12 protein-coding genes are annotated in these 18,305 nt (G+C 64.0%); 5 read left to right on the forward strand and 7 right to left on the reverse strand.

Annotated features, from left to right (window positions below):
• The first annotated feature begins 57 nt into the window (after positions 1 to 57).
• Both BKY26_RS07520 and BKY26_RS07525 read left to right on the forward strand, forming a co-directional pair.
• A complete protein-coding gene (locus tag BKY26_RS07520; RefSeq protein WP_083431361.1) occupies positions 58 to 2,283 on the forward strand; it encodes a LysM peptidoglycan-binding domain-containing protein in 2,226 nt (741 codons plus the stop codon).
• Between the two features lie 115 nt (positions 2,284 to 2,398).
• The gene (locus BKY26_RS07525; RefSeq protein ID WP_071689785.1) at positions 2,399 to 4,240 is read left to right on the forward strand and encodes an ABCB family ABC transporter ATP-binding protein/permease; all 1,842 of its coding nucleotides are present in this window, start codon (positions 2,399 to 2,401) and stop codon (positions 4,238 to 4,240) included.
• Positions 4,241 to 4,468: 228 nt separating this feature from the next.
• Here BKY26_RS07525 and BKY26_RS07530 read toward each other — a convergent pair whose 3' ends face one another.
• A complete protein-coding gene (locus BKY26_RS07530; protein ID WP_071689786.1) occupies positions 4,469 to 8,239 on the reverse strand; it encodes an efflux RND transporter permease subunit in 3,771 nt (1,256 codons plus the stop codon).
• Positions 8,236 to 9,537 (reverse strand): efflux RND transporter periplasmic adaptor subunit, encoded by a 1,302-nt coding sequence (locus BKY26_RS07535; RefSeq protein ID WP_071689787.1) that lies wholly within the window; start codon positions 9,535 to 9,537, stop codon positions 8,236 to 8,238. Before BKY26_RS07535 ends, BKY26_RS07530 begins: the two co-directional genes overlap by 4 nt.
• 283 nt (positions 9,538 to 9,820) lie before the next feature.
• On the opposite strand from BKY26_RS07535, the gene BKY26_RS07540 reads away from it, so the two are divergent.
• The 3 genes from BKY26_RS07540 (at position 9,821) to der (ending at position 13,520) form a co-directional block, all read left to right on the forward strand.
• On the forward strand, positions 9,821 to 10,597 hold the full coding sequence (locus BKY26_RS07540; RefSeq protein ID WP_071689788.1) for a tetratricopeptide repeat protein: 777 nt from the start codon (positions 9,821 to 9,823) through the stop codon (positions 10,595 to 10,597).
• Positions 10,598 to 10,643: 46 nt separating this feature from the next.
• Complete coding sequence (locus BKY26_RS07545; RefSeq protein WP_071689789.1) at positions 10,644 to 11,972, forward strand: PQQ-like beta-propeller repeat protein; 1,329 nt, start codon at positions 10,644 to 10,646, stop codon at positions 11,970 to 11,972.
• Positions 11,973 to 12,077: 105 nt separating this feature from the next.
• Positions 12,078 to 13,520, forward strand: coding sequence for a ribosome biogenesis GTPase Der (gene der / locus BKY26_RS07550; protein ID WP_071689790.1), 1,443 nt, complete (start codon positions 12,078 to 12,080; stop codon positions 13,518 to 13,520).
• A gap of 146 nt (positions 13,521 to 13,666) precedes the next feature.
• On the opposite strand, the gene grxD is transcribed toward der, so the two are convergent.
• The 5 genes from grxD to BKY26_RS07575 all read right to left on the reverse strand — a co-directional run bounded on the left by grxD (position 13,667) and on the right by BKY26_RS07575 (position 18,273).
• On the reverse strand, positions 13,667 to 14,026 hold the full coding sequence (gene grxD, locus BKY26_RS07555) for a Grx4 family monothiol glutaredoxin (RefSeq protein WP_071689791.1): 360 nt from the start codon (positions 14,024 to 14,026) through the stop codon (positions 13,667 to 13,669).
• Between the two features lie 49 nt (positions 14,027 to 14,075).
• Positions 14,076 to 14,312: a BolA family protein gene (locus BKY26_RS07560; RefSeq protein ID WP_071689792.1), complete on the reverse strand. Its 237-nt coding sequence runs from the start codon at positions 14,310 to 14,312 to the stop codon at positions 14,076 to 14,078.
• Between the two features lie 126 nt (positions 14,313 to 14,438).
• Positions 14,439 to 16,598, reverse strand: a complete 2,160-nt coding sequence (purL, locus tag BKY26_RS07565) for a phosphoribosylformylglycinamidine synthase subunit PurL (RefSeq protein WP_071689793.1) — start codon at positions 16,596 to 16,598, stop codon at positions 14,439 to 14,441.
• Positions 16,599 to 16,678: 80 nt separating this feature from the next.
• Entirely contained in the window at positions 16,679 to 17,152 is a 474-nt protein-coding gene (locus BKY26_RS07570) for a GNAT family N-acetyltransferase (RefSeq protein WP_071689821.1), read from the reverse strand.
• Positions 17,153 to 17,370: 218 nt separating this feature from the next.
• Positions 17,371 to 18,273, reverse strand: a complete 903-nt coding sequence (locus tag BKY26_RS07575) for a LysR family transcriptional regulator (protein ID WP_071689794.1) — start codon at positions 18,271 to 18,273, stop codon at positions 17,371 to 17,373.
• Between the last annotated feature and the right edge of the window lie 32 nt (positions 18,274 to 18,305).

An 18,305-nucleotide genomic window follows, 5' to 3' on the forward strand; every position in this document is an offset into this window, starting at 1 on the left:
GGTCATACAACTGCACCGGCATGTGGGGACGTGCCGGGGCCTGAGGGGAGAGCAGATATGGCAGCTTCGGCAGGGTCCGGACTTGGACTAGGCACGGTTGCGGCGGGGGTGGCTGTCGCCGCCGTGGTCGGCGTGGTCGGCTATCAGGTCATCTTTGCACCCGGGCCAGACCCGGTGGCGGAAGATGTGCCCCAAGGTATCGCAAGCGATCCGGTGGCGGTGCCCGATCCCGATGTGACCGACCCGGACGTGGAGGTCGCAGCCGAGACCCCGACAGCCGCGACCCCGGCAGAGCCTGACATCCTGCCCGACCTCATCGCCCCGCGCTTCGACCTGGTTCGCGTGGATGCCGCCGGAGGGGCGCTGATTGCCGGTCAGGCCGAAAGCAATGCGGAACTGCGCCTGCTGCTTGACGGGCAGGAAATCCATCTTGCTAGCAGCGATGCGGGCGGAGATTTCGTGGCGATGTTCGATATTCCACCGTCCGAATTGCCACGCATCCTGAGCCTTGAGATGCTGATGGAGGATGGCTCGGTTCTGGTGTCGGAACAAAGCGTCATCATCTCGCCGACCCTGCGCCCCGTCGGCGCGGCCACCGGTGTCGAGGTTGCTGAAGCCGACGCAACCGGCCCGGACGTGCCCGACGACAGTGGCATGACCGAGATTGCCATGGCGTCAGAGCCCGACACGCCCCCGGCCAGCGGCACCACACCTCTTGCCCCTGCCACGCCCGATCTTCCTGAACAGACCGGCATTGCGGCTGGCGGCGAAGTCGGCACCGCACCGGGCAGCGAAAACGGCACCGAGGTCGCGGACTCCGTAGCGGACGAGACGCCAGCAGGCGGGTCCCAGCAACCTGCGGCGCTTGCGGAGGAGTCCGGTGGCGCCGGCGAATCCGACCTGGAAATCGCGTCGCTGGAGATCGAGGAAAGCTCTGGCGGTGGCCTGAGCCGCGGCTTGCAGCCGGGAAATGCGGCGACGGTCACGGAAAATGCCGGTGCCGCCGATGCCCAGTCCAGCGGGGCCGGTCCTGAAGAGCCGACACAGGCGGCTGCGGGCGATACCCTGCAGGTGACCCTTGAAACCGCCAATGCGCCCCTACCGGACGCGGGCGACGGGGTTGGGCCGGTTGAGGTGGCAGCGGACGCACCCTCGGCGGATCGTGACAGCCCCGAGATCGCGGGCGCATCGGGTGCGGACGATCCGGAAGCCCTGCCGGACGCGACCGGTGCCCCGATTGCAGAAGGCAGCAGCCCGGAGGTCTCGACCGCCAGCCTGGAGGAAAATCCCGTCACCGTCCCGGACGACAGTGGCCCCTCTGCGGCATCCGAGGGCACGACGGGACTGGCCACGCCAGAGGCCGGGGGCGGCTCATCTGCGGATGTGGATATGGCGGCTGCGGGTGACGCTTCCGCTACTTCGCAGGAGAACACGGCGCAGGCCGCAGCGCAACAGACGGGCGACGCGCCCATTGTGGAGATGGAGGTTGCGGACCCTTCCGCAGACTCACATGGCGCACCGGAAGGGAACACGCAGCTGGCAGCCGCGCAGGACGCGGCAGATGTTCCTGCTGCGCAAGACAGCGCGGCGGTTTCCTCTGGCGAGGCAGAGACGCAACCGGTTTCGCAACCCGATGTCGTTGCGGCTGAGGGTGGTTCCGGCGCTTCCCCCTCCGACTCCACGCAAGTGGCGGCGGCGGGCAGCCCGGCAGAGGCCCCGCAGGACAGCCCGGCGATGGAGCCTCAGACCCCCACCGTTCTGCTGGCCGACAGTCAGGGCATCCGCGTCATCCAGTCGGGCGACGAGGCCCCGCAGGTGCAATCACAGGTGACGCTGGACACCATCGCCTATGATACCGTTGGCGACGTGGTGCTGGCGGGGCGTGGCCCGGCGGAATCGGATGTGCGCTTCTACCTCAACAACCAGCCCATTCATCTGGCCCCGATCAACTTGCAAGGCGGCTGGCGCACGGCATTGCCGCAGGTCGATCCCGGCACCTACACGCTGCGTCTGGACGAGGTCAGCGCCGATGGCGCGGTGCAAAGCCGGATCGAAACGCCCTTCCTGCGCGAAGAACCCGAGGCCGTTGCGGCGATCACCTCGGCCTCGGGTGAGAATGTGATCACCGTTCAATGGGGGCACACGCTGTGGGGCATTGCGCAGCAGCATTTTGGCGAGGGCGTGGCCTATGTGCAGATCTACGAGGCCAACCGAGATCAGATCCGCAACCCGGACCTGATCTATCCGGGCCAGATCTTCACCCTGCCGGAACGGACCGACTAGGTCTCGCCTCGGCACATCCGCACATATGGGTCGCGCCCCGGTGATCTGGTCATTCCGGCGGGGCGGGCTTAGGTTGCGCGCAACGCTCCGCCATCTGTGACAGAAAGCCCGCTTCATGCCGCCCACCACCATGACCGACCACCCCAAGGGCTCCGAGGCCCGCCGCAGCGGTTGGCGCACCATCCGCAAGGTCGCACCCTATCTCTGGCCCGATGCCCATCCATGGGTGAAACACCGGGTGCTGGCGGCGCTGGCGATGCTGGTTCTGGGGCGGTTGATCGCGGTCTATACGCCGTTTTTCTATGCCGATGCGGTGGATGTTCTGTCAGGAGAGCTGTCTCCCTCTGGCATGTTGATGATGGGGGCCGTGGGGCTGACCGTGGCCTATGGCGTGGCGCGGGCCATGGCCGTTGGGTTCCAGCAGTTGCGCGATGTGGTCTTCGCCAAGGTGGGCCAGCGTGCGCTCAGGCAACTGGCGCTGGAAACCTTCGAGCATATCCACGCGCTGTCGCTGCGCTATCACATCACCCGCAAGACCGGCGGCCTGTCCCGGATCATCGAGCGCGGTGTGAAGGGCGTCGAATTCCTGCTGCGCTTCCTGCTGTTTTCCATCGGGCCGCTGGTGATCGAGCTTTTGCTGATCGGCATCGTTCTGGCCGTGCTGTTCGACATCTGGTATTTCGTTGTCGTCCTCGTGACGCTCGCCATTTACATCTGGTTCACCTTCGCGGTGACCGAATGGCGTGTAAAAATCCGCAAGGAAATGAACGATCAGGACACCGACGCCAACCAGAAGGCGATCGACAGCCTGCTCAACTTCGAAACGGTCAAGTATTTCGGGGCCGAGAAGCGCGAAGCGGAACGCTATGACAGTGCCATGGCGGGCTATGAGCGCGCGGCGCTGAAAACGGCCTATTCGCTTGGGTTTCTCAATTTCGGCCAATCGGTGATCATCACCATCGGGCTGGTCATCGTCATGGTCATGGCCGCCATTGGCGTGAACAACGGCACGCTCACCGTGGGCGATTTCGTCATGGTCAACGCCTACATGATCCAGATCACCATGCCGCTCAATTTCCTTGGCACGGTCTACCGCGAGATTCGGCAGGCTTTGGTCGATATGGGCGAGATGTTCGACCTGCTGGAACAGCCCGCCGATGTGGTGGATGCATCGGATGCGCGAGAGTTGACCTGCGACAAGGGCGAGCTGATCTTCGAAGATGTGCGTTTCGGCTATGAGGATGCGCGCCCGATCCTGAAGGGGCTGTCTTTTGCCGTGCCACCGGGGCACACGGTGGCGCTGGTGGGGCCGTCCGGGTCGGGCAAGTCCACCATCGGGCGGCTTCTGTTCCGCTTCTACGACGTAGGCAGCGGCGCCATCCGTATCGACGGGCAGGATCTGCGGTCGGTCACGCAGGCCAGCCTGCACGCCCGCATCGGCGTGGTGCCGCAGGATACGGTGCTGTTCAACGACACGATCCGCTATAACATCGCCTATGGCCGCCCCGACGCGAGCTTCGCCGAGATCGAGGCGGCAGCGCGGGCGGCGAAGATCCACGATTTCATCGAGAGCCTGCCGGAAGGGTACGAGACACCCGTGGGCGAACGCGGGCTGAAGCTGTCGGGCGGGGAAAAGCAGCGGGTGGGGATTGCGCGCACGCTGCTGAAGGATCCGCCGATCCTGCTGCTGGATGAAGCGACCTCGGCACTCGATACGGAAACCGAACGCGAGATCCAGGAAGAGCTGAAGATGATGGGGCAGGGGCGCACGGTGATCACCATCGCGCACCGGCTGTCCACGGTGGTCGACAGCAATCAGATCATTGTTCTGGAAAAAGGCGAGATTGCCGAGCGCGGGACGCATGAGGAGCTCTTGGCCCTGAATGGCCGCTATGCCTCGATGTGGGCGCGGCAGGCGGCCGAGCGCGAGGACATGGCCGAGCAGGGCGCCGCCTGAGGGCGGTTTCGCCGCGCATCGCGCGTCGACCGGGGAGCGCTGCGCCTCAAGCCCCTTCGGGGCCCTCGTTGCAGCGCGTTGCCACGGAGGATGGAGAGGTTTCGCACCATGGTCGGACGCCTGATCGGGCGGCGAGCGATGGACGCCTCCGGCGGGGGTATTTGGACAAAGAAGAAGGGGCAGGCGGTGTGATCCGTCTGCCCCTTTGGGGAGTCTGAACAGGGCTTTTTATTCGGCGGCGCGCAGGGGGGCGTCGGGAGTGGGAGGGTCCTCCTGCTGCGTGTCCTCGGGCTCCGCGGCGGGGGGGGCCTCCTCCGGGGCCTCGATGATGAAGACCGGTTGCGGTGGCTCTTCCCACAGAATCTCCGGGTGCCGGGTGCGGCGGGCTGCGCGGGCCAGCGTCCAATCCTGGGCCCGCTGGCTGACGCCTCGCGCCCCGAGACGCCCAATGGCGCGGGCGAGCCAGCTCAGGATGGTCCAGAACCAGACCCTGAGTGCCAGCAGTGACGGGGTCAGCACCAGCGTCAACACCGTGGCCACACCCAGGCCGAAGACCACCGCCGTGGCCAGTTGCTTCCACCAGAGCGCCGTGGGGCTGTCGACCGAGTAGCCGCCTGCCGCGAAGTCGAGACTGATGCCGTACATCATCGGCATGAGACCCGCCATCGTCGTGATGGTGGTCAACAGCACGGGCCGGATGCGTGCCTCGGCGGTGCGGGTGATCGCCTCAAGCTGTGGCATGTAGCGGCTGTATTCCTGATAGGTGTCGATCAGAACAATGTTGTTGTTCACAACGATCCCCGCAAGCGCAACGATCCCCGTGCCGGTCATGATGATCGAGAAGGTCTGGTCCATGACCAGCATGCCGATCAGAACGCCGACGGTGGACAGCACCACGGCGAGCAGCACGAGCACCGAGTTATAGACCGAGTTGAACTGCGCCAGCAGGATGATGAACATCAGCCCAAGCGCCGCCCCGAAGGCCTGCCCCAGGAAGGCCTGGCTTTCCTGTTCCTCTTCCTGATCGCCGCCCCATTCCCAGCTGACCGAGGCGGGAAGCGGGTTTTCGGTTTCCAGCCATTCGGTGATCGCCGCGATGCGTTCATTGGCGTTCACCGGCGTGAGGGTCAGGGCGCCCGTGCGCAGGCCCTCCTGCACCGCAAAGCTCTCATCGGCGGCACTTGCATCTTCCAGCCAGCTGTCACCGGTTTCCGTGTCCGTCAGCATCACGAGCCCGTCCAGAACATCGGCGCGGACGTTGAAAATGCGGCTCTGGTCGCGGCGGTCGATCTCGGCCAGTTGCGGGGCGGGGGTGCGGGTGACGAAATTGGCCAGCGGGACCAGCCCGTCGGCGGTGCGCACGCGCAGGGTGTCGAGGGTGGACAGAACGCGGGCCTCTTCCGGGAAGCGGACGCGGATCTCGATTTCTTCGTCCGAGGTCGGCACGCGCATCGTGTCCAGCAGAATGCCGCGCGTGACAAGCTGCACCATGGCGCCCACTGTGGCCACATTGGCGCCGTAGCGGCCTGCGGCTTCGACATCGACGGTCAGTTCCCAATCGACGCCGGGCAAGGGCAGGGTGTCTTCCACCAGGGTCAGGGCCGGGGTGGCTTCAAACCGGTCGCGGACGAGGCGAGTGGCTTCCTGAAGCTCTTCCCAGTTGTCGCCGGCAAGGCGCAGGTTCACGGGCTTGCCCGAGGAGGGGCCACGGGACTGGCTGAAGATCTCGGTCCGGATGCCGGGGATCTGGTCAAGATCGGCCTGCATGCCTGCGAGGATCGCGTCGCCGTCATAGGCCGGGTCGATCACGGTGCGGGGGAACTGGATCAAACCGCCAAGCAGGGAAACGGGCGCATCCAGAACGGGCCGCTCATCCCAGGGCAGCAGGTCGAACTGGACCTGTCCGATCGTATCGCGGGGTTGTTCGGCCCCGCCGGTGTTGTTGTTCAGCCCGCCCTGACCGGAAAAGGCAAAGACATCGCGCACGCCTTCGGTGGCCAGAACCCTCGCCTCGACCTGACGCACCAGCAGGTCCATTTCCTCGACCGACAGGTTGCCGCGGGCGCGGACATAGACGATGCCGTTCTCTGGCTCTGATTCGACGAAGAACTCGACACCGTTGTTATTGGCCTGGAAGTAGACGAAGACGCTGACTACGAAGAAGATGACCGCACCGATCGTGACCAGCGGCATCACCGGATTGCCGACTATGGCGTGGATGAACCAGCCGAAAGGGCTGCGCCGATAGCCCGCGCGGATACGCTTCTGTTTGCGATGGATGGCGACAGAGCCGATCATGACAGACATGAGCGAGGCCGCCGCCACGAACATGACCATGCCCGGCAGCATCTGGCGGAAGGCCGAGGCCGTGGGATCGGCCGGGACCAGCCCGCCGGGGCTGATCGTTTCCAGCGCGGCAAGGAACATCAGGTAACCGGCACCCGCAGTCAGCAACGCCCGAACCGGCCACCAGGGGATCAGCGCCTTGACGACGGCGGTGCCGTTGTCGATCAGCCGCGAATAGCGGGCGGCGACGCCACCCAGAACCGGCAGGTAGATCAGCGCCACGATCAGCGAGGCCGACAGCACGAAGATCAGCGTCACGGGCAGCATGCCCATGAACTCGCCGGGCACGCCGGGCCAGAACAGCATCGGCAGGAAGGCGCAAAGCGTCGTGGCGGTCGAACTGACGATCGGCCAGAACATCCGCTTGGCCGCATCCGTGTAGGCCTGCATGGGGCGTGCGCCCTCTGCCAGGCGTTTGTCGGCATATTCCACGACCACGATGGCCCCGTCCACCAGCATGCCCACGGCGAGGATCAGGCCGAACATGACGATGTTGGAGATTGTCACGCCCATGATGCCAAGGAAGATGAAGCACAGCAGGAAGGAGGTGGGGATCGCAAAACCGACCAGCAGCGCGGAGCGGGTGCCAAGCGCCGCCAGCACCACGATCATCACCAGCGCGATGGCCGTCAGGACCGAGCCTTCCAACTGGCTGACCATGCCCTGAACGGTCACGGATTGGTCCAGCGTCGCGGTCACGCTCACCGATTGGCGCAGTTCCTCTGGCCATTCGGCCTGCGCGGCCTCGATCTCTGCCCGGACCAGCGCGGCTGTGTCCATGATGTTGAAGCCAAGCCGCTTCACGACCTGCAAAGCGATGGCGTTTTCACCGTTGAACCGGGCCGTGCCTTCGCGGTCTTCATAGGTCAGGCGGATCTCGGCCAGATCGCCGAGGGTGACCACCCTGTCCCCGTTCACCTTGATGGGCAGGTTGTAGATGTCTTCGGTCGTGTCGAAGCTGGACGGAATCGAAACGGAAATCGCCCCGCTGGCCGTCGAGACCTCGCCCGCTGCAATCAGCTGGTTGTTGTTCACGACCGCGTCGATCAGTTCGCGCGCGGTGACGTTGTAGGCCTCCAGCGCCAGCGGGTCGATGACCACCTCGACCATTTCATCCCGACCCCCGGCAAGCCCGGCCTCAAGGATGGGGGGCAGGGCCTCCAGCCGATCCTGAAGCTCCTGCGCCAGTCGCAACAAGGTGCGTTCCGGGGCCTCGCCAGACAGGGCCACGATGATGATCGGGAATTCGGAGAAGTTGATTTCGTTGATCGAATAGCTTTCGGCGCCGTCCGGGAACTGTGCCTCGGCAGCATCCATGGCCTCGCGCACTTCGGCAATGGTGGCGTCCTTGTCCCAGCCGAACTCGAATTCCAGGAAGATCCCGGCATAACCCTCTGCCGCGGTGGCCGAGATGGTCTGCAACCCGTCGAGATCCTGAAACTCGGCCTCCATCGGGCGGACCAGCAGGCGTTCGCTGTCTTCCGCCGAGATGCCGGGGAAGGGGACCGAGACGAACAGACCCGGAATGTCGATATCGGGCTCGCCCTCTTTCGGCAGGCCGATATAGGCGGCGGTGCCCACGACCACGGAGAGCACCACGAAGGCCACGACCATCCGGGCGCGTGAGGCGGCCCAGTCCACCATTCCCATCATTGCGACAGCTCCTGGTAATGGGGCTGCACGGGCACGCCATCGGTCACGAATTCTTGTCCGACAACGATCACGTCTGCGGTGTCCGGCAGGCCGGCCAGCAGGACACCGTTCACCGTGTCACGCAGATAGGTCACCGGTGCGAAGCGGGCTGTGTTGGTCTCGTCCACGATCCGCAACCCGAGCAGACCCTGGTCATTCAGGGTCAGGGCGGAAGAGGGCAGCAGATGCGCCATCTGCCCGGAAGACGCGATCAGGATATCCGCGGTCTGCCCGTCGCTGATGGACAGATCACTATTGTCCACCGTGATTTCGACCCGGAAGGTCCGTGTCTGTGGATCGGCAGAGCGGCTGAGGAAGGTGACCGTGCCCACCACCTGCTGACCGGTCGCCAAACGAGCGCCTGCACTGGCACCGACAGCGACCCGGCTGACCTCGGCCTCTGGTACGAACCCGACCAGCTTGATTGGATCGAGCTGGATGACCGTGGCACAAAGCGATCCGGGCTGCATCAGCGACCCGATTTCGGCGGTGTCACTTTCCAGAAGACCCTCGAACGGGGCGTAGATCCGAAGGTTGTCGATTTCCTGCTCGGCGCGCAGCACGGCGGCCTCGGCGGCGCTGATGCCGCTTTGGGCGGCCTGAATGGCGGCCTGTGCGGCTTGAACCCCGGCGGCAGCGGATTCGAGTCCGGCCTCGGCGGCGCTGACCGTGGCACTGGCAGACGCGGCGCGGGTTTCCGACGCAAAGCCGCTTTCACTAAGCCGGCTGGCGGCGTTCGAGTCAATTTCGGCGGCGGTCAGGCTGGCTTGTGCTTCGGCCACGCGGGCCCGTGCGGCGGGCAATTGCGCTTCGGCCTCGGGGAGGCGGGCCTGTGCCTCCAACAAGCGTGCCTCGGCCTCGGCCAGCGCGGCTTCGCGGGTGCCGGGATCTATCTGGCACAGAAGCTGGCCTTCTTCCACGAAGGCCCCGGCGCGGATCGGGTCAGAGATGATGCGGCCAGACGTTTCGGCCCGCACTTCCACCTGACGGGCGGCTTCCGTGCGGCCGCGCAGCAGAACCGCCGAGTCGACCTCTTCTGCGACCGAGCGGCGCACAACGACGGATACGGTGCCTTCTGGCAGGGTCTCGGCGGTATCCTCTTGTGCAATCTCGGCGGCCGGAGCGGGGTCTTCGGCCACCGGCACTTCTGTAGACGCGCGAAAACTGTTGGCGAATTCCACCAGACGCTCGCGTTCCATCACCACGCCGTAGATCGCCGCGCACACGAGGATCGCCGTTATAATCGAAAAAATACGCATCATTCGCCTCTTGCAGCGGGCCCGGTTCCGTCGGCCCTACATCTGAGCCTTTGGTCCCCGTTTCAACCCGCTATTACGCTGAACCAGTCCGTTTAGTTTACTTTTTGTGGAATCCGGCTGCAAGACTGAACTGACCAGTTCACTTTTTTGCGTTCCCTTCCGGATTTCCGGGGCTTGGACTACCCCAGACGGTTGCGGAGACTTGTTCCCGGGGCGCTTCTCGCGTTAAGAGGCGGTAACGAGTGACACGCGGGCCGGGAATGGCCCAGATATTGGGGCGAACATGGCCAATACCGACAGTTTCATCGAAGAGGTCAACGAAGAGCTTCGCCGTGACCGGCTGTTCCGTCTGTTCCGGAAATGGGGCTGGATTCCGGTTCTGCTGGTCATTGCTATTGTCGCGGCCGCCGCCTGGCGGGAATACTCGCTGGCGCAGGAACGCGCGGCCTCCGAGGCGTTCGGCGACGCCCTGATTGCCGCCCTAGACAATGACGACGCAGAAGCGCGTCAGGCGGCCCTGTCCGAGATCACTCCCACGAGCGAAAATGCCCGCGTGCTACTGGCAATGCTTCTGGCCGGGGAACAGGCCAATGGCGAAAGCCCCGAAGAGGCTGCCGCCAGCTTGCGCAGCATCGCCGTGGACACCGCCTTGCCGGAACGCTACCGCGACCTTGCTTTGCTCAAGGCCCATATGCTGGCCCCGCAGGACTTTGCCACCGCGATGGCCGAACTGGACCAGCTGGCGCGACCGGGCCGCCCCTATCGCCCGCTTGCGATGGAACAGCAGGCGCTTTTGCATGTCAGCAATGGCGATCGGGAGGCCGCAATCGCGCTGTTGCGCCTGTTGGAGGAAGACAGCGAAGCCACGCCGGGCTTGCAACAGCGCGCGTCTCAGTTGATTGTGGCATTGGAATCCGGCGCTGCCCTGCAGGATCCGGCCCCGGTGGAGGACACCGCGACCGACGGGTCAGAGACAGCGACCGAAGACGAAGCCGGTGCCGAGGCTCCGGCAGACGAGGGGGAAGAGCCCCCGGCAGCAGAAAGCGCCCCCGAACAATAAGGGGCAGGGTGCCGGTGGTGGAACGGTTTGAAGAGGCGGCAGTCAGATGAACAAGATCAGCATTGGTTTCCTTGGGCTCGGATTGCTCGCCATGCTGGCCGCATGTGCAGAACGCGAGGTCATTCTCGAAGGGGATCGCTTCGGCACCCGCACGCCGTTGGATCAGGCTTTTCCCGGTATCGAGGCGCCCGAAGTGACGGAAGATACCGCAGCTCCGATTTCGCTGGCTGAGCCGGTCACTCTCGACAGCTGGCCCATGCGGTCCCTGACCACGCGCAACGTGGTTCCGCATTTGTCCCTGTCCGCTGCGCCGGTGGAGCTTTGGGCCAGTGATATCGGACAAGGCAATACGCGCCGCGCCCGCATCACCGCCGATCCCGTCATGGCCGATGGCCGGATCTTCACCCTCGATTCCGACGCGCAGCTGACCGCAACCGGCACCGATGGCAGTACCCTTTGGACCGCCGATCTGACGGCGGGTTACGAGCGCGGCGGCGGCGTATCCGGTGGCGGCCTCGCAGTCGTGGGCGGCGTCGTCTACGCAACCACGGGCTATGGCGAGCTGATCGCCCTGCAACCGGTCAATGGCGAGGTCCTCTGGCGTCAGCGCCTTGGCGCCGGGATTACCGCGCCGACCGTCACCGACAATTCCGTATATGTGGTCAGCCGCGACAGTCAGGCCTGGTCGCTGAACCCTGAAAACGGCCGCATTCGCTGGCAATTGCCCGCAGGACCGGCCACGGCGGTTCTGTCCGGCGGCGCATCGCCCGCGCTGACCGATCGCCTGGTGATCTTCCCCTTCGGCTCGGGCGAGCTTGTGGCCACCCTGCGCCTCTCCGGCGTCCGGGTCTGGGGCACGACCGTTGCAGGTGCGCGCCGAGGCGTGGCCTATAATGATCTCAACGATATCACCGGCGACCCGGTGATCGTGGGCAATACGCTTTATGCCGGTAACCAGTCCGGCCGCGTCGTGGCAATGGAGGCCTCCTCGGGCGAGCGGCTCTGGACCGCGCAGGACGGTGCCTATTCCCCGGTGCTGCCGGCCGGTGATTCCATCTTCTTCGTGTCCGACCGCAACGAGCTGATCCGTCTGGACGCCGAAACCGGCACCCGCATCTGGGGCACCGAACTGCCGCTTTACGTCAATGAGCGCGAACGCCGCCGCCAGGCCGTCTTTACCCATTATGGCCCAATCCTGGCCGGGGGGCGCCTCGTGGTTGCCTCGGGCGACGGCAATATCCGCTTCTTCGATCCCGAAAGCGGGGCGGAACTGTCGCGTGTCGAAATCCGCGGCGGCGCGGCAGCGCATCCGATCGTCGTGGGCGGGACACTGTACGTCGTGTCCGGGGCCGGGCGGCTTCACGCCTTCCGCTGATCGCATCGCACAAGTTTTTTCGAGGGTTTGGCGTCACGACGGCTTTTCATTGCCTGTCAGCCGCGTTATGCCGCGCGATCTAGATAGAGTAAGGATAACGGGCCGATGAGCTTCGTTCTGGCCATTGTCGGGCGTCCCAATGTGGGCAAGTCGACGCTGTTCAACCGCCTCGTGGGCAAGAAACTGGCCTTGGTCGATGACCAGCCCGGCGTGACGCGTGATCTGCGCGAAGGGGCCGCGCGGCTTGGCGACCTTCGTTTTACCGTGATGGACACGGCGGGGCTGGAAGACGCCAATGATGACAGCCTGCCGGGACGCATGCGCCGCCTGACCGAACGCGCCGTGGGTCTGGCCGATGCCTGCCTGTTCCTCGTCGATGCCCGCACCGGGATCACGCCCACGGATGAGGTCTTTGCCGACATCCTGCGCCGCTCCGGCACGCCGGTCATTCTGGCCGCCAACAAGGCCGAAGGCCGCGCTGGAGAGGCTGGCGTGATAGAAGCGTTCGGGCTGGGGCTTGGCGATCCGCTGGCGCTGTCGGCGGAACATGGCGAGGGCATGGCCGAACTGGCCGTGGTCCTGTCACCGCTCATCGAAGCGGCGGAGGCCAAGGCCGAAGAGGCCATCACCGATATCGACATCGAGGATGGTGAGGAGGCAGCAGAGCGCACCAAACCCCTTCAGATCGCCGTCATCGGACGCCCGAACGCAGGTAAATCCACCCTGATCAACAAGATCATCGGCGAGGACCGTCTGCTGACAGGACCCGAGGCCGGGATCACCCGCGATTCCATCGCCGTGACGGTGGATTGGGACGGCACGCCGATGCGGATCTTCGACACCGCCGGGATGCGCAAGAAGGCCAAGGTGCAGGAGAAGCTGGAGAAGCTCTCGGTGTCCGACGGTCTGCGCGCGGTGAAATTCGCCGAGATCGTCGTGGTGCTGCTCGACGCCGCCATCCCCTTCGAACAGCAGGATCTGCGCATCGCCGATCTGGCGGAACGCGAGGGCCGCGCGGTTGTCGTCGCGGTCAACAAGTGGGACCTGGAAGAGCACAAGCAGGAAAAGCTGCGCGACATGCGCGAGGCGTTCGAGAGGCTGCTGCCGCAGCTGCGCGGGGCGCCACTCGTCACCGTCTCGGCCAAGACCGGCCGGGGGCTCGACCGGCTGCAACAGGCGATTGTGCGGGCCTATGATGTGTGGAACCGCCGGGTCCCGACCGCGACGCTGAACCGCTGGCTGGCGGGCATGGTCGAGGCGCATCCGCCCCCCGCACCATCCGGGCGCCGCATCAAGCTGCGTTACATGACCCAGGCCAAGACACGGCCGCCGGGATTCGTGGTCATGTGTTCGATGCCCGAGAAATTGCCGGAAAGTTATTCCCGCTATCTTGTCAATGGGTTGCGAGAGGACTTTGACATGCCCGGAACGCCAATTCGCCTGCATATGCGCAGCCAGGCCGATGCCAACCCCTACAAGGATCGCAAGAAATCGATCCCCTCGCGGCTGGCCAAACATGTGCGCAAAGGGGCCACCAAGAAGAGCTGAGCCGACCATCGCGCGGCCCCTTTCAGCTTGACAAAAATACCTCGGGGGAGTCGCCTGAAACGAGGCGGGGGCAGCGCCCCCAAAGAAAACGCGGCCCGGAACGGGCCGCGCGGATCGACGCCGAAGGCGGCGAAATTCCTTGTGCCTCAGGCGTTCGCGGCCCGGATCTTGTCGGCGGCCTCTTTCGAATAGCCAACGCCCTTGTCATCGAAAAGCGTGTCGAGCTCTCCCGACAGGGTCATTTCGGTCACGATATCGCAGCCGCCCACGAACTCGCCCTTCACATAAAGCTGCGGGATGGTCGGCCAGTCTGAAAAGGCCTTGATTCCCTGCCGGATCTCTTCGTCGGCCAGCACGTTCACATCGGCAAACTCGACGCCCATGAAGTTGAGCACCCCCGCCACGCGGCTGGAAAACCCGCATTGCGGCATGGTTTTGGTGCCTTTCATGAAGAGCACCACGTCATTGGCCTTGATAGTGTCCTTGATCTGGGTCTCTGCGCTCATCTCGGCGTTCCTCAAAATCGTGATAATCAGTCCGGTGTCCCAAATGGGCTCACTCCGGTGCCTTCGTGGTCAGCGCCAGTGCATGAACTTCGCCCTGGGCCCCGTCCATCTTGCCCTTTAGTGCCGCATAAACCGTGCGTTGCTGCTGCACCCGGTTCATGCCCCTGAAGCTTTCATCCACAACCTGCGCGGAGAAATGGACGCCGTCATCGCCCTCGACAATGATCTTCGCATTCGGGAGACTTTCCCGGATCAGGTCTTCGATGTCCTGGGCCGTAATGGGCATGATGGGCAACTCCTGTCTGTCTTCCCAGATGTAGTCCGCGACCAAGTATCCCGCAAGGGCGCGACGTGAAAGGATCTTCGAAGATCCTTGGCAAAGATCTTCGAAGATTTTTTCCCGCGCCGGTGGTTAGCCGAGCTTTTCTGCAAACGCGGTTCGATAGGTGGCAGAGAGCTCCGCCAGCGGCGCTTCGGATCCGCCCATGCGCACCTTGTCCCCGCCAAACCGTCCCACGGTCGTGATCGAAACGCCGGCCTGTCCTGCGGCAACCATCAGCGCTTCTGCCTTGTCGAAAGAGCAGGCAATCAGGTATCGCGCCTGATCCTCGCCGAATAGCGTCGGTGTGTCGCCCGCGTCGAGCGTGACGCCCACGCCGGAGGCTTCCGCCATCTCAAACGCCGCCAGCGCCAGCCCGCCATCGGAGAGGTCCGAACACATGTCGATCAGGCCGCGGTTGGCGCGGATGAAGTCGCCATTGCGCTTCTCGGCCTCCAGATCCACATGAGGCGCATCGCCGTCTTCGCGGCTGAACACTTCATACAGCAGCGCCGACTGGCCCAGATGCCCGGTGGTTTCACCCACCAGAACCGCCACATGGCCGTCGCGCGCAGTCCCGCCGATCAGGTCGGCCACATTGTCCAGCAGTCCGACCGCGCCGATGGTGGGGGTGGGCAGAATGCCCTTGCCGTCGGTTTCGTTGTAAAGTGAAACATTGCCCGACACGATCGGCATGTCGAGCGCCGCCACGGCCGCCCCGATCCCTTTGATCGCGCCCACGAACTGGCCCATGATCTCGGGTTTTTCGGGATTGCCGAAATTGAGGTTGTCGGTTGTCGCCAGCGGCAGCGCGCCGGTGGCGGTGATATTCCGATAGGCCTCGGCCACCGCCTGTTTGCCGCCCTCGAACGGGTTTGCTTTGACGTAGCGCGGGGTCACGTCCGAGGTGAAGGCCAGCGCCTTGTCGGTGCCATGCACGCGGGTCACGCCCGCGCCAAGCCCCGGTGCGCGCACCGTGTCGGCCATAACCATGTGGTCATATTGTTCATAGACCCATTGCTTGGCCGCATAGTTGGGCGATCCGATCAGCGCCCTCAGCCCGTCGATGGGGTCAACACCCGTCACGGGTTCCATCTCGGCGGCTGCCGGGGTCTCCACCCAGGGGCGGTCGTATTCCGGTGCGGTCGAGGAGAGTTTCGACAACGGCAGATCGGCCATGACCTCGTTTCCATGGATGATCAGGAAGCGGTCCTCGGGGATCGTCTCGCCCACGATGGCAAAATCCAGATCCCATTTTTCGAACACCGCGCGGGCCTCTGCCTCCAGATCCGGGTTCAGCACCATGAGCATCCGCTCCTGGCTTTCCGACAGCATCATTTCATAGGCGGTCATCGCATCTTCACGCTGCGGCACATGGTCGAGGTTGAGCTGAATGCCAAGCCCGCCCTTATCGCCCATTTCCACCGCCGAACAGGTCAGGCCCGCAGCCCCCATGTCCTGGATCGAGATAACGGCACCGGTCTGCATCAGTTCCATGCAGGCTTCCATCAGGCGTTTCTCGGTGAAGGGGTCGCCCACCTGCACGGTGGGGCGCTTTTCCTCGATCGTGTCGTCGAATTCGGCGCTGGCCATGGTGGCGCCGCCAACCCCGTCGCGGCCCGTCTTGGCCCCGAGATACACAACCGGCATGCCAACGCCGGAGGCCGCAGAGTAGAAGATCTTGTCGGCATCGGCCAAACCGGCGGCAAAGGCGTTTACAAGGCAATTGCCGTTATAAGCCGGGTGGAAGCGAACCTCGCCCCCCACGGTCGGCACGCCGAAACAGTTGCCGTAGCCGCCGATGCCTTCCACCACACCATGGACCAGCTGGCGGGTCTTGGGGTGATCGACCGCGCCGAACGATAGCGCGTTCATCGCCGCAATTGGCCGCGCGCCCATGGTGAAGACATCGCGCAGGATGCCGCCCACGCCGGTCGCTGCGCCCTGGTAGGGTTCGATATAGGAAGGGTGGTTGTGGCTTTCCATCTTGAAGACCACGGCCTGACCGTCGCCGATGTCGATCACGCCCGCGTTCTCCCCCGGACCGCAGATCACCTGGGGGCCGTCCGTAGGCAGGGTGCGCAGCCATTTCTTGGAGGACTTGTAGGAACAATGTTCGTTCCACATGGCCGAGAAGATGCCCAGTTCCGTGAAAGTCGGCTCTCGGCCGATGATCTCCAGAATGCGCTCATACTCATCGGGGCTCAGCCCGTGCGCGGCGATGATGTCGGGCGTGATGGCCGGTTCCTGCATGATCTTCGATGTCCCTTGGGGCTCAGGTCGCTTGGCGCACTCTTTAGGGCAAGGCCCCGGCGGGGAAAAGGGGTGAGAGGTCACAGGGGGCGGCGGAATGTCAACGATGTGGCCCGCGCATAGCCCGGATGGGCGCTGGCACCGATCAGATGGAACCCCATGGCCCGGAATGTCCGGTGGTTTTCGCGCAGCTCCACCCTTGTTTGCAGGCGCAGCCCCTTGAGCCCGCGCCGGACCGCTTCCTGCGCTGCAGCATCCAGAAGCTGCCGGGCCAGCCCTGTACCGCGATGTCTGCGATCCACCGCCAGCTTGCCAATATAATACTCCGTTTTCTGCGGATGGCCGAAGAGACAGGCAATTGGGCGGGAATTCTGCGTGATCAGAAAAAGGTCTTCTTCAGCGGCTTTCTGCTTCAGGCTATCAGCAGACATGCGCAAAAGAGAGGATGGCGGATCGATGCGGCCTTCCATGAAGGCAAAAGCCTTGTTCAGAAGGGCCAGAAGACCGTCCCAGTCCTGAAAGCTGTCTGAATTGAGCGAAACCGCGAGGCGCATCGCGCCGCAATAGCAGGGGATTAGACCAAAAAAAAGGCCGAGACGAATCTCGGCCAAAGTCCAACAGGGAGGTAGTGAGCGCGCGATGTCTATCGCCCGTCACTGATGCTGAAATAGTCAGCAGCATGTTAACGATCAAGGGTTTTTTCGCCGCATCGCCGCAATGCCGCTATGCGCGTTGCACATGGCTCACACTTTTTGCGGGTGCCGGGCGCGCGTTACCCCTCTTGTTCGCGTCGTTTCCGGCGATGCGCGATGATTTCCTCGGTCACGAAATCGCGGAAGGCCTCGATCCGCTTAGAATGGCGCAGCTCTTCCGGATAGGCAAGGAAAACAGGCACTTCGTTGCTTTCCACCTCTGGCAAGACGCGGACCAGCTGCGGGAAATCTTCTGCAAGGTAATCCGGCAGCAGACCAATGCCCAGATCGTGAATAACGCCCTGAAGGACACCGAAATAGTTGTTGACCGTCAGGAAGCTGCCCACATCGTAGGACATGATCTCGCGCACTAGCAGGGCCCCGGCGCTGACTTGCGCGGAATGGGCGTTCTGGCTGATCAGCCGGTGCTGGCCCAGTTCTTCCAGCGAGGCGGGGGTGCCGTTGGCTTCCAGATAGGTTTGCGAGGCATAAAGCTGCATCCGCACGCTCATCAGCTTCTTGCGGATCAGGTCGGCCTGGCTCGGTTCCTTCATGCGGATGGCGACATCGGCCTCGCGCATTGGCAGGTCCATCACCCGTTCTTCCAGGATCAGGTCGATCTTCAATTCGGGGTACTTGTTATAGAGCTGCGGCAGGCGCGGGGCGAGCCAGAGCGTACCGAATCCGACGGTCGTGGTGACCCGCAGCTCGCCAAATACCTCTTCTTCACTGTCGCGAATGCGGGCGGCGGCGGCATCAAGGCGTTTCGACATGGAACGGGTGGCGTCGAACAGCAATTCGCCCTGTTCGGTCAGGATCAGCCCGCGCGCATGGCGATGAAACAGTGTCGTATCAAGGCTTTCCTCCAGCGCGCGGATCTGGCGGCTGACAGCGGACTGGCTCAGATGCAGGGTGTCGCCCGCATGGGTCAGGCTGCCCGCATCGGCAACGGCGTGAAAAATGCGCAGCTTGTCCCAATCCATTGGAGAGACTTTCTTTTCCTGACGATGTGTCC

This window comes from Nioella sediminis, assembly GCF_001879695.1.
GTDB lineage: Bacteria > Pseudomonadota > Alphaproteobacteria > Rhodobacterales > Rhodobacteraceae > Nioella > Nioella sediminis.